The following is a 12139-nucleotide window of genomic DNA, read 5'->3' as shown; positions in this document are numbered from 1 at the left end:
CATCAGGGAAAAAACTACCATGTCTATGCCATTACCGGGGACGGAGAGACCCAGGAGGGGCTGGTGTGGGAGGCGGCCATGTCCGCCAGGCATTATAAGCTGGATAATCTGACGGTCATTTTGGATTATAACGGCCTGCAGATTGACGGGGCGGTGGATTCCGTGATGAGCCTGGGAGACGTTGTGGACAGATATCGGAGCTTTGGCTTCGCCTGCTTTGATGTGGACGGCCACGACATGGACGCCATCACCACCGCCCTGGAGGCGCCAGTGACCGGCCAGCCCAAGTTTATCTGCTGCCGCACCATAAAAGGAAAGGGCGTCTCCTTTATGGAAAACCGGGTTGGGTGGCACGGCAAGCCGATCGATGCCCGGTCCTATGAGGCCGCGATGCAGGAATTGGGGGTGACAGTATGATGATATCACAGCGGCAGGCCTATGGCGAGGTTTTGGCCGAACTTGGAAAGGAATATGAAAACCTGGTTGTCTGCGACGCCGACTTGGCCCACGCCACCATGACTTGTATCTTTGAAAAAAACCACCCCGACCGATTCTATAACTTCGGCATTGCCGAGGCCAATATGGTCTGCGCCGCCGCCGGGATGGCCCACAACGGCCTGATGCCCTTTGTCAGCACCTTTGCCCTGTTTGGGGCGGGGCGGGCCTATGAGCAGATTCGAAATTCTGTCTGCTATGCCAACGCCAATGTCAAGTTCGGCCTGTGCCATGCGGGCATCAGCACCGGAGAGGACGGCGGCAGCCACCAGAGCATTGAGGACATCGCTCTGATGCGAGTACTGCCCAACATGAAAATTTTTGTTCCCTGCGACGCTGTCCAGCTGAAGCAGGCCGTTCGGACGGCGGCCAAAACGGAGGGGCCGGTGTATGTCCGTATCGCACGGCCGCCCAGGGCGGTGTTAACCCCGGAGGATGCCCCCTTTGTCCCAGGGCAGGCCCATATTCTGCGCCAGGGGAGCGACATCTGCCTCATGGCTTCCGGCCTGATGGTGGAGGAGAGTCTAAAGGCGGCAGAACTGCTGGAGCGGGAGGGGATTCATGCTGCGGTGGTCAACCACATCAGTATCAAACCCTTTGACTGGGAGACGACGCTGGCCTTCCACGCCCAGATGCCCATCCTAACAGTGGAGGAGCACTCTGTCATTGGCGGCTTGGGCAGCGCGGCAGCGGAGGTGATTGCCGGTGTGCCCGGCGGCGGCTTCGGCATGGTGGGCATTATAGACAAGTTTGGGCGGTCAGGCAAGCCCGAAGACCTGTTTCAGGCCTACGGCCTGACGCCAGAGAACATATGCAGGCAGGCGAAAGCACTGTTGTAAACTTGTATTTTGTCGGGAGCGATCTCGTTCAAAATGATAAAAACTAAGGAGGAAATTATGAAAAAGCTACTTGGAATGATGTTATGTGCTGCGATGTGCGTAGGCTGTCTGGCCGGCTGCGGTCAGACAGACGGCGGGGCGTCCAGCCTCCAGCAGAACGGAAGCTCCTCTGTATCCGCGTCCGGAGACGGAGCGGTCGACCCCGCACTGGAGAAGGAGTACTATTTTACCATGGGTTCCACCATGACCAGCACCGCACTGATAACCCCGCTGATTGCGGACGCCTGTGAGCGAATCAACGAGAAGACCGACGGCCATGTGACCATCGAATTCTTCCCGGACAGCACCTTGGGCAACGATACCGAAATGTACAGCCAGATGCAGAACGGCGAGCTGGACTTCCTGAACACCGGCATCATGGCGAAGGTAGCCATCAATGACTACGCCTTCCTCACCGGCTACTGGTGGATGCAGGACATGGACCACTTCTGGGCGGTCTGGAATTCTGAAATCGGTCAGCGCTATCAGCAGGTCATGGAAAATGACTACAATACCCACCAGATCTGCGCCACTCTGCTGGGCCAGCACAACCTGATCTCCACCAAGCCCATTAAGACGCTGACGGACTTCAACGGGCTGCAGCTGCGCATTTCCTCCAACCCCGCGGCGGTGGACCTGTGGAAAGCCATCGGCGTCAACGTAAACATTATGCCCTGGGGCGAGGTCATCCCCTCTCTCCAGACAGGCGTGATTGACACGGTGGGCCACACCTATCAGCAGTTCGCCGACACCGGTCTCCAGGAACTGGCCGGCTATCTGACCGAGACCAACCATGAGGCGGATATCACCTGTATCTACGCCTGCAACGACACTTGGAACAGCTTGCCTGACGCCTATCGGCAGGCGATCCAGGAGGAATTTGAGGCCTGCTTCGCTGAGTTCGACAACAAGCGGGATGCGTCCATGGAGGCCTCCAAACAGGCCATGATCGACGCTGGCCTGGAGTTTACTGAGCTGGACCCCGCCGTCCGTGCGGAGATCGTGGAGATTATGGAACCCGTCCTCAAGGAAATTTTTGAGACCACCTGGACTGGCGCCACCTACGATGAGGTCATGTCCTACGCGAAATAAGCGGAGCCGGTATCTATGAGCTGATCCTGCCTAAATGACACCAGCACATCCGGTTCGTCGAATGTGCTGGTGTTTCTTCGTTTTGCGTTTTCCGAAACGATACCCTGTGAATGTGGAGGTTTATCCATTGAAATTCTTAGAAACTGTAACAGCAGCCACCACGCACGCTTCCATCGCCATCAGTGCGGGAGGGCTTGTCGTCACAACGGTGTGCCTGTTTCTTCAGGTGATCCTCCGGGTCCTGACCATAACGGCCACCTGGACCAGCGAGATCGCCCGCTACGCCTTTATGGTTACCGTGTTTTACGGTCTGGCTGCGGCGACGGACAAAGGCCTGCATCTGGTTATCACTGTGTTCTCCGACCGGCTCGGCATTAGGGTCCGGGCTTGGTACGCAGTGTTTGCCAAGCTGACGCTGGGAGTGTTCCTAGCCATCATCACCTATGGCGTACTGCTCACCGCCAATACAGCGGCGGGAAACAATCAAAGCTTCGAAGCTTTTACCAATGTGAAAATCTGCTATCTGTACTACACTATTTTCGTAGGGCTGGTGGTCTCCACCCTGAACACCGTTCTGAGCACTTTGAAGGACATCGGCCATCTGCTCACCGGCAAAGCCGGCAATCAGTAAAGGGGGAACAATATGGTTGGAATTTACTGTTTTATTCTGATGGTCCTGCTGATGATCCTCAGCATTCCGGTAATCCCCTCCCTGGGCCTGGCCTCGGTGGCAACCCTGGCAATGACACGGGGCGGATTCAAGATTATCTCTATCTCTCTGGGTACCATCAACGCCCTAAACAGCTTCACTCTGCTAGCCCTGCCTATGTTCCTGTTTACCGGAAAAATCATGAACGAGGGGGGGATCACTACCCGGATTTTTAACTTTGCCCGCAAGCTGGTGGGCTGGCTGCCAGGAGGCATGGCAATGGTGAACATCTTCGCCAGCATGGTGTTTGGCGGTATGTCGGGCACCTCCACCGCAGATGCGGGTGGGCTGGGAGCCATTGAGATCAAGGCTATGCGGGAGGACCGGTATGATGACGAGTTCACGGGAAGCGTCACCGCCGCCTCTGCCATCCTCTCGCCGCTGATCCCGCCCAGCCTGAACGTGGTGATCTATGTCTCCATCACAGGCGCCTCCATTATGGGGATGTTTATGGCTGGTCTGTGTGCCGGCGTGGCCTGGGCACTGATTATGATGCTGATGGTGCAGTTCTTTGCCCACAAACGCAATTACGCCCGGGACCCCCTGCCCAAGCTACGGGAGGTCTGGAAGGCTTTCAAAGAAGCCTTTCTGTCCCTAATGGCCCCGGTCATTCTGCTGATTGGCATTTACAGCGGCGTGTTCACCGCCACGGAAGCCGCCGCCATTGTCGTGGTGTACTGCACCGTTCTCACTACTGTTGTCTACCGCCTGGTTAACCCCCAGCGTCTCTGGGAGATTTTCAAAGAGACAGCCATGGATGTGACCGTCATCGGCGGAGTTCTGGCGGTGGCTACCATGTTTGGGCAGGTTATTGTGCGGACCAAGCTGCCTCAGACACTTGTAAACCTGATTGTGGCCTATGTGGACAACCGGGCCCTGTTCATTCTCCTGGTGGTTCTGCTCATCGTGTTTCTGGGTATGCTGATGGACGGTGCAGTCATTACTGTGATTGTGACGCCTATGCTGCTGAGTGTACTGGAGGTGTTCCAAATCAATCTGATCCATTTCGGCATTCTACAGCTGGTGGCCCTCACCTTGGGCGCCCTGACGCCGCCCTATGGTATGACCACATTTATTACTGCCCGGATTTTAAACATGCCTATGTTGCGCTTGGCAAAGGCGATGGTTCCCTGGATGGCGGCACTGCTGCTGTTTACCCTGGCGGTAGCCTATTTCCCGGGATTTGTCACCTGGCTGCCCTCCCTGATGGGATTCATGTAGTTGAGCCGCAAATGGATACATTTTCTGTGGAAACGCACGCTGCGGCATTCCATATCCTTGGGGACAAATGGCAGGCTGGGATTGCAGCTGCCCTATGGGGAGTGTACTGACAACCGGGATACAAAAATTTGACGCCGCTGACGCTCTGCTGGAAACCGCCGCAGAATTCATTACCAAATTCACGGGCATCGAAGTGTCAACGCCAATTTGAAATTGCAATAAAATTCCAAAGAAATTTTGTGGTTTTCCAGCGGGCGGGCAACAAGGATTCAGATGCTGTCTTGCTGAAATAATGTGTTTGCGATTTGCTGTTTCTGGCGTATAAATTCATTTCGTTCCTTATTTCCAATTTCCACACCTTTTATGATGCGTTAGCGAAAAAAGCGGAGCTGACCGCAGCCCAGCCGCCAAAGGTGGGTTTGGGGACCACGACCAACTCCATCTATCATTATTATGCGCAGGCAGCGCGAATGATGCAATAGGTGTTGATAAAATTTTAAGGAGACAAAAAGACGATAGAAGCCATTTTCAAGCGTGGCAGCGACGCCAAGGTCCGGCGAAAGGAAAGCGGCTATGCGGTCATAGAAATCAAGGAGACAATCAATACAGCCCCCCGGCGATTGTAGCGGGGGAAGGGCAACAGGAGCCAGCTATCAAGGAACACTTGAGGGTTGGCTCCTTATATTGATCCGGACAGATTGGCGGGCAATCGTGTCTTCTTCAGCGTATACCCCCGCCTGGACTCAGCAGTCTGTGGCGGTTATAGAGACAGAGGAAAACCGGCCCCCTGAGTAACCCCCGGGGATGAAAATGCCCCTGGGGCAGGAGCACCTCAAGAGCGATTTCTGGCCGATGTGCCACACCGATCTACGGCCTCAATTCACAAAGAAACCGACGCAGAAGGCGTCAGAGAGGGTCAAGAGGCCGCAGAAGCAGGTCCAAGAAAAAGCCCCTCTCCTGCAGCAGGCATCTTTTTTTGTTGATTATCTACAAAATTGAAATGTAATTTTTGTGAGCGAAGTTGATTGAATCTGTTTGACTTAAAAAGGGCATCCTGATATAATCAAAATACAAGGTGTTTAATCTAATTCAATCTCAAATAGTCAGGAAAGGAAGTATCAACCATGCGCATAACCGACCTGCTCCGGACAGAGACCATCCAGCTCCACGCCAACCCCAGCGACAAGTCCGCCGCCATCGACCTGTTGGTGGATCTCCACGAAAAGGCGGGAAACATCTCTGACAAAGAGGCCTACAAGAAAGAGATCTGGGCGCGGGAAGAGCTGGACTCCACCGCCGTGGGCGACGGTGTGGCTGTCCCCCATGCCCGCTGCGCCGCAGTGAAGCGGGCCAGCCTGGCTGCCATTACGGTCCCCAACGGGCTTGACTACGACTCTCCCGACGGGGAACCCTCGAAGCTGTTCTTTATGATTGCGGCTCCGGAGGGCGGCGGCGACATCCACATGGACATGCTGGCCCATCTGATGGTGATGCTCATGGATGAGGAGTTCTGCCAAAAGCTGCTGGACACCCGGGATGTGAAAACTTTCCTGGAGCTGATCGACGCTCAGGAGCGGGCCAAGTACCCCGACGAGGCCCCTGCCCTGGCGGAACAGCCCCAGGCGGGACTCCGGGTTCTGGCCATCACCGCCTGTCCCACCGGCATCGCCCATACATACATGGCGGCTGAGGCTCTGGAGAAAAAGGGCCGGGAGCTGAACATCGGGGTCAAGGCCGAGACCCAGGGCTCCGGCGGGGCCAAGAACATCCTCACCCGGGAGGAGATCGCCGCCTGTGACGGCATCATCATCGCCGCCGACAAAAACGTGGACCTGGCTCGGTTCGACGGCAAGCCCCTGCTGCGGGTCCCGGTCTCCGACGGTATCAACAAGCCGGAGGAGCTGATTCAGAAAATCGTCAGCGGCCAAGCCCCCATCTACCACCACCAGGGCGGGGCCGCGGAGGAGGATACCGGCAGCGAGAGCCTGGGCCGCCGTCTCTACAAGCACCTGATGAACGGCGTATCCCATATGCTTCCCTTTGTCATCGGCGGCGGTATCATTATGGCCCTGTCCTTCCTGCTGGACGGAGGCGCAGCGGGCACGGCGGCCTTTGGCTCATCAACCCCGCTGGCCGCATTCTTCAATAAGGCCGGCAATCTGGCGTTCAGCTTCATGGTCCCAATTCTGTCGGCCTTTATCGCCCAGTCCATTGCCGACCGGCCCGGCCTGATGGTGGGCTTTGTCGGCGGTTCTCTGGCTGCAAGCGGCGCTACCTTCGCCTACTTTGCCGACCCCACGGTCCCCATTATCCCCGCCGGCTTCCTGGGCGGACTGCTGGCCGGTTTTGTGGGCGGCGGGTTTATGAAGTGGCTGCGCAAGGGCTGTGACAGGCTGCCCCAGTCCCTGGAGGGACTGAAGCCCATCCTCATCTACCCCGTAGTGGGTCTGGTGTTCACCGGCGCGTTTATGTGCCTGGTGAATCCCTTTGTCGGTATGCTGAACAATGCCCTCACCAATGGTCTGAACTCTATGGCCGGTTCCTCCGCCGTCATCCTGGGCGCCCTGGTGGCCGGGATGCAGGCCACCGACATGGGCGGCCCCATCAACAAGGCGGCCTACGTCTTCGGGACCGCCTCCATCGCTATGGCCGCCGGCGGCTTCTCCCCGGTGATGGCCGCCGTTATGGCAGGCGGCATGGTACCCCCCATCTCCATCGCCCTGGCCACCATCTTTTTCAAGAACCGCTTTACCGAGGAAGAGCGCAAGTCCGGCCCGGTGAACTTCATCATGGGCCTGTCCTTTATCACGGAGGGCGCCATCCCCTACGCCGCCTCTGACCCCATCCACGTGATCCCCTCCTGCATTGTGGGCTCCGCCGTGGCCGGCGCTCTGTCAATGGCCTTTGGCTGTGCCTCTCCCGCGCCCCACGGCGGCCTGTTCGTATTCCCGGTGATGCAGAACCCCCTGGGCTATGCCGCCGCCATCGCTATGGGTTCTGTAGCCGGCATGTTCATGCTGGGTCTGCTGAAAAAGAAAAAAGTGTGATACAATAGAGCAAAACAGGAAAGGCAGGATGATAATATGAGTGAACTCCAGAAGCTGCGCTGGGCCGTGCTGGGCACCGGGGTCATTGCCAATCAGATGGCCCAGGCCCTCCAGTCCATGGGCCGCACCTTGGATGCCGTGGGCAACCGCACCTATGACAAGGGCGTCACCTTCGCGGAAAAATACGGCGTGCCCAAGGTCTACACCGATTACAACGATATGTTCACCGACCCGGAGATCGACGTCATCTACATCACTACGCCCCACAACACACACATGGTCTTTTTGGAAAAAGCCCTGTCCCACGGCAAGCATGTGCTGTGTGAGAAGTCCATAACCCTGAACAGCCAGGAGTTGGACCGAGCCGTGTCCCTGGCCAGGGAGAACGGCGTGGTGCTAGCCGAAGCTATGACCATCTACCATATGCCCCTCTATCGGGAGCTGCGGGAGCGGGTTGCCTCCGGCGCGCTGGGAAAGGTCAACCTGGTCCAGCTCAACTTCGGCAGCTATAAGGTCTACGACATGAGCAACCGCTTTTTCAACCCCAAGCTGGCGGGGGGCGCTATGCTGGATATCGGCGTGTACGCCTTTTCCCTGGCCCGGCTGTTCCTGGATTCCAAACCGGACCAGGTGAGCTCCTTCGTCCGCAAGGCCCCCACTGGGGTTGACGAGAGCGCCGCCATCGCCATGGCCAACCGGGAGGGCCAGCTGGTTACGGCTGCACTATCCCTCCACTCCAAGCAGCCCAAGCGGGCGGTGATCTCCTGCGAAAAGGGCTACATTGAGATCATGGAATATCCCCGGGCGGACGAGGCGGTCATTGTGGACGCAGAGACCGGACAGCGGGAGACCGTCAAAGCGGGCCGCACCGCCGACGCCCTCCGCTACGAGCTGGAGGACATGGAGCAGGCAATCCGCACCGGCGGCAATATGCTTCTGCCCTATACCGCAGACGTAATGGACCTGATGACCCGCCTGCGCAGCGAGTGGGGCGTGATCTATCCGGAAGAAATGTGACAGAAGATGGTTGCTTTCCTTTGATCCTGATGATAAAATAAGATAATCGATCAAATGAGAGAGGAAGCGACTGTAATGGCATTGTTGGCGGAGCAGAGGATGGACCGGATTCTGGAGGAGCTGTCCCATCAGGAGTCGGTGAGTGTGGCCTATCTGAGCAAGGTCATCGGCGTGTCAGAGGCCACCGTCCGGCGGGACCTGACCGAGCTGGCCCAGCGGGGCAAGCTGAACAAGGTCCACGGCGGGGCGCTGCCGGTGAAGGAGACCTTTTTCAGCGACGAGCCCACCATGGAAGTAAAGCGTCAGCTCCGCACCCCGGAGAAAAAGCGCATTGCCCAGTACGCCGCCGGGCTCATCCGGGATGACGACGTAGTTTTTCTGGACGCCGGCTCCACCGTCATGCACATGGCCGACTACATCCGCGCCCCCCGGGCCATCTTCGTTACCAACAGCATCGAATGCCTCCAGCGCCTGCCCCGGCTGGGCCTGCGCACCTATGTGCTGGGCGGCGTGCTCAAGCCGGGCACCCTGGCCATCATCGGCGGGGAGGCGATGGAGGGTCTGAAAAAATATAACTTCACCAAGGCGTTCCTGGGGGCCAACGGCATCTCTCTGGGTCAGGGTTTTACAACTCCCGACCCGGAGGAGGCCATGGTCAAGGCGCTGGCCGCCGCCCGGTCCCAGCAGACCTGGGTCCTGGCCGATTCCAGCAAGTTTGACGCCGTGTCGGCGGCGGTGATGTTCCCGCTGAAGGGGGCTGTGATCATCACCGACCGGCTGCGGGATACACGATATATGGACCACACAGTGGTCAAGGAGGTTTAACTATGGTTTATACCGTCACCTTCAACCCGGCGCTGGACTATGTGGTCCGGGTGGAGGATTTTCAGCCCGGAGAGACCAACCGCACCACCAGCGACGAAGTTCAGTTCGGCGGCAAGGGCATCAATGTGTCCACCGTCCTGCGCAACCTGGGCGTGGACAACGTGGCCCTGGGCTTTCTGGCCGGCTTTACCGGCAAGGGACTGGAGCAGGGCCTGCGGGAAATGGGTATCAACACCGATTTTATCTGGCTGGAGCGGGGTCTGACCCGGATCAACGTGAAAATTAAGGCGGGCCAGGAGACCGAGATCAACGGCCAGGGCCCCGATATCTCCCCCGCCGCGCTGGAGCAGCTCTTTGCCAAGCTGGACCAGCTGAAGGAGGGAGACGTGCTGGTGCTGGCGGGTTCCATCCCCAAGTCACTCCCCGACGACATATATCAGCGCATTTTACAGCGGCTGGAGGGTCGGGGCATCCTCACAGCGGTGGACGCAACCCGGGACCTGCTGTGCGCGGTGCTGCCCTACAATCCCTTCCTCATCAAGCCCAACGACCGGGAGCTGGGGGAGATTTTTGGGCGGACCTTGGTCACCGACGGGGAGATTGAGGACTGCGCCAGGCAGCTCCAGGCGCGGGGGGCCAGGAACGTGCTGGTGTCCATGGCGGGGGCCGGGTCTCTGCTGGTGGACGAGACAGGAAAAACCCACCGGTTGGGCGTCCCCAAGGGGACGGTACGCAACTCGGTGGGAGCAGGGGACTCCATGGTGGCCGGCTTCCTGGCCGGCTGGCTGAAAGAGCACGACTATGCCGCCGCCCACCGCATGGGGGCAGCCGCCGGCTCCGCCACCGCCTTCTCCGATGGCCTGGCCCTCGCGGGTGATGTCAAGGCTTTGCTGGAAACTTTTTAATGCTGCTTTGTGCCGATAACATGAATGCTGAACTGGTGGCAGAACGTACGAAGGGAAGAATTTGCAAATAGAGCATCATGCGTCAATGGGATCGCCTCATGATAGAGCCGGGAACTTGTACGGGTTCCCGGCTTTTGCTGTGACGAGAAATGAATGCTTTCGCCAATCGAAAAAATACATTTTACGCTGGCCTCTCCACAGCGGATGATCTCGGCCCGCAGCGGGGCGTCGTATTCCCGCTTGGCCAGACATATCCCCGGCCTGCCCAAGATCTGGAGCTGCCGCATCATAAGGACTGCCAGAGTTGAATATCTCCCAAAATCCACGGGTTCCGCCAAGTATCTTGATGGGTATACTGGTTGGAATGTGGCAACCGAAGAAGAGGGCCACTATTTCCCCATCAACGTTACAGGCGTTGCCGACAGAAAAATCACAGTCTATAACCGGACCGTTGGCGCGAAAGAGGGCAAGGAGCTCACTCTGACCGACGGCAGTCTGGATATCGCTGTCTTCCTGGACGGCCAAGAGGATGTTTCTGATCTTGCAGAGAACACCTTTAAGATTAAAGTTGGAGACAAGGCCGGTAATGGCAAAGTGTACACCATCGACTTCTCCGGCTTGACACTGCTGCCCAAGGTGGCCAGTGGCACTTCTGTTACTGTCGATGATAACGGCGACACCAAGATTGAGAACGACAATGGCATTTTGGTCCTGCCCGTGGATGTAGAGGATCAGGGCAAAATGGAAATTGCGGTCACAAGCGCAACCGCCGGTGATATCACGGTCGATCAGAGCACTGACTCTGCCATTTCCAGCGCTATTACATCGGCTGCTAAAGCTGTTGAAGTTACCATCAAGATCGGCGACGAAAAGCAGTTTACTGATGGAACCACACTGGCAGACCCCCTTATCATTACCATTAAGGGCCTGACCACCGCCAAGACCTATCATGTGTTCTGCGTCAAGGATGACAGCACCGTCACCTACTACGGCTCTAAGACGCTGGACAATGGCGCAACCAGCATTCAGTTCAATACCAAGCACCTGTGCCACTTTGTCGCGGTTGAAGAGACAGATGATGTTAAAGCCGCAGTTGCGAATATGTCTGTGGAAACCGACAGCGGCCTCGACGGGTCTGCACCCGAGACCTACACCGTCACAGTGGCTCCTACTACTGGCGGTACCGCTACTGTTGACAAGTCCACTGCTTCGGCCGGCGAGGAAGTTACTATTACCACGACCAACGCCGCAGGCTACAGCCTTGGCACCATCACCGTCACCAAGGCCAGCGGCGGCACAGTGGCTGTAACAGACAAGCAGTTTACCATGCCCGCCGAGAATGTGACTGTGAATGTCACCTTTACTAGGAACACCACTCCTCCCACTCCCGTTGAGGGCGAGCTGAAAATTGAGAAGGCTGACAACTCCGACTCCAGCGTTGGCCTCTCTGGCGTCAAGATTTCCGGCATCAAGGTCGGCAAGTACTACGTGCTGCGCGTTGCCGAGTCCGCCGAAAAGGATGAGCGTTCCGTTCTGTTTACCTTCACCGGCACTCTGGATCTGAACAGAAACGGCTATTCCTTCTCCAGCAAGAGCGGCAACCATGTTACAATTTTTGAGTTCGCCAGCGCCGCAGATTTGAAGGACGACACTGCGGTTCCCACCGCTTCCGCTTCGCTTACCTGCGAGTAAGCCTGGAGGAGGAACAAAATGAAAAAACGTATTTTCTCTCTGGCTCTAACGTTAGCGCTGTCCCTCTCCCTGGCGGCGCCCGCCTTTGCGGAAGTGGTAGTAGACCGGGACGAGAACGGGAATATTGTGGATATCTATGAAAAACCCGACACGCCGGATACCCCCGACACACCGGATACTCCGGACACCCCCGATACCCCCAGCCGTCCCAGCTCCGGCGGCAGCTCCTCCAGCGACCGGGACAGCGGCTACACAATT

The 12139-nt window shown here is 57.5% G+C and carries 10 protein-coding genes and 1 pseudogene; all 11 read left to right on the top strand.

All coding sequences use genetic code 11. The features are described 5' to 3' along the window. The coding region (locus D1646_RS19915; RefSeq protein ID WP_347565260.1) for a thiamine pyrophosphate-dependent enzyme at window positions 1-417 on the top strand (417 nt) is incomplete at its 5' end. Continuing rightward, window positions 414-1334, top strand: coding sequence for a transketolase C-terminal domain-containing protein (locus tag D1646_RS19910; RefSeq protein WP_160638128.1), 921 nt, complete (start codon window positions 414-416; stop codon window positions 1332-1334). The genes D1646_RS19915 and D1646_RS19910, both read left to right, overlap by 4 nt. Before the next feature lie 57 nt (window positions 1335-1391). Beyond that, window positions 1392-2465 carry a TRAP transporter substrate-binding protein gene (locus tag D1646_RS19905; protein ID WP_160638127.1) on the top strand — a complete coding sequence of 358 codons (1074 nt, stop codon included), beginning with the start codon at window positions 1392-1394 and terminating at the stop codon, window positions 2463-2465. A 127-nt stretch (window positions 2466-2592) separates the two neighbouring features. After that, window positions 2593-3096 (top strand): TRAP transporter small permease, encoded by a 504-nt coding sequence (locus D1646_RS19900; protein ID WP_160638126.1) that lies wholly within the window; start codon window positions 2593-2595, stop codon window positions 3094-3096. 12 nt (window positions 3097-3108) lie between these two features. Further along, window positions 3109-4395, top strand: coding sequence for a TRAP transporter large permease (locus D1646_RS19895; RefSeq protein ID WP_160638125.1), 1287 nt, complete (start codon window positions 3109-3111; stop codon window positions 4393-4395). Window positions 4396-5519: 1124 nt separating this feature from the next. Then, window positions 5520-7442 carry a fructose-specific PTS transporter subunit EIIC gene (locus D1646_RS19890; RefSeq protein WP_160638124.1) on the top strand — a complete coding sequence of 641 codons (1923 nt, stop codon included), beginning with the start codon at window positions 5520-5522 and terminating at the stop codon, window positions 7440-7442. Between the two features lie 36 nt (window positions 7443-7478). Then, window positions 7479-8459 carry a Gfo/Idh/MocA family oxidoreductase gene (locus D1646_RS19885; RefSeq protein WP_160638123.1) on the top strand — a complete coding sequence of 327 codons (981 nt, stop codon included), beginning with the start codon at window positions 7479-7481 and terminating at the stop codon, window positions 8457-8459. A 75-nt stretch (window positions 8460-8534) separates the two neighbouring features. After that, complete coding sequence (locus D1646_RS19880; protein WP_160638122.1) at window positions 8535-9284, top strand: DeoR/GlpR family DNA-binding transcription regulator; 750 nt, start codon at window positions 8535-8537, stop codon at window positions 9282-9284. A 2-nt stretch (window positions 9285-9286) separates the two neighbouring features. Beyond that, window positions 9287-10189 carry a 1-phosphofructokinase gene (gene pfkB, locus D1646_RS19875; protein ID WP_160638121.1) on the top strand — a complete coding sequence of 301 codons (903 nt, stop codon included), beginning with the start codon at window positions 9287-9289 and terminating at the stop codon, window positions 10187-10189. 366 nt (window positions 10190-10555) lie between these two features. Further along, complete coding sequence (locus D1646_RS24060) at window positions 10556-11881, top strand: hypothetical protein (RefSeq protein ID WP_160638120.1); 1326 nt, start codon at window positions 10556-10558, stop codon at window positions 11879-11881. A gap of 18 nt (window positions 11882-11899) precedes the next feature. After that, a pseudogene (locus D1646_RS19865) lies at window positions 11900-12139 on the top strand (hypothetical protein); the annotation flags it as partial.

Origin of the sequence: Pseudoflavonifractor sp. 60, from assembly GCF_009911645.1 — a bacterium.
GTDB lineage: Bacteria > Bacillota > Clostridia > Oscillospirales > Oscillospiraceae > Lawsonibacter.
This window is presented reverse-complemented; position numbering and strand designations above follow the sequence as displayed.

What these genes read in the sequence shown, in the direction of transcription:
- D1646_RS19890 (WP_160638124.1), top strand. Translation starts at nt 5,520, where the DNA reads ATGCGCATAACCGACCTGCTCCGGACAGAGACCATCCAGCTCCACGCC.
- D1646_RS19905 (WP_160638127.1), top strand. Translation starts at nt 1,392, where the DNA reads ATGAAAAAGCTACTTGGAATGATGTTATGTGCTGCGATGTGCGTAGGC.
- pfkB (WP_160638121.1), top strand. Translation starts at nt 9,287, where the DNA reads ATGGTTTATACCGTCACCTTCAACCCGGCGCTGGACTATGTGGTCCGG.
- D1646_RS19880 (WP_160638122.1), top strand. Translation starts at nt 8,535, where the DNA reads ATGGCATTGTTGGCGGAGCAGAGGATGGACCGGATTCTGGAGGAGCTG.
- D1646_RS19885 (WP_160638123.1), top strand. Translation starts at nt 7,479, where the DNA reads ATGAGTGAACTCCAGAAGCTGCGCTGGGCCGTGCTGGGCACCGGGGTC.
- D1646_RS19910 (WP_160638128.1), top strand. Translation starts at nt 414, where the DNA reads ATGATGATATCACAGCGGCAGGCCTATGGCGAGGTTTTGGCCGAACTT.
- D1646_RS19895 (WP_160638125.1), top strand. Translation starts at nt 3,109, where the DNA reads ATGGTTGGAATTTACTGTTTTATTCTGATGGTCCTGCTGATGATCCTC.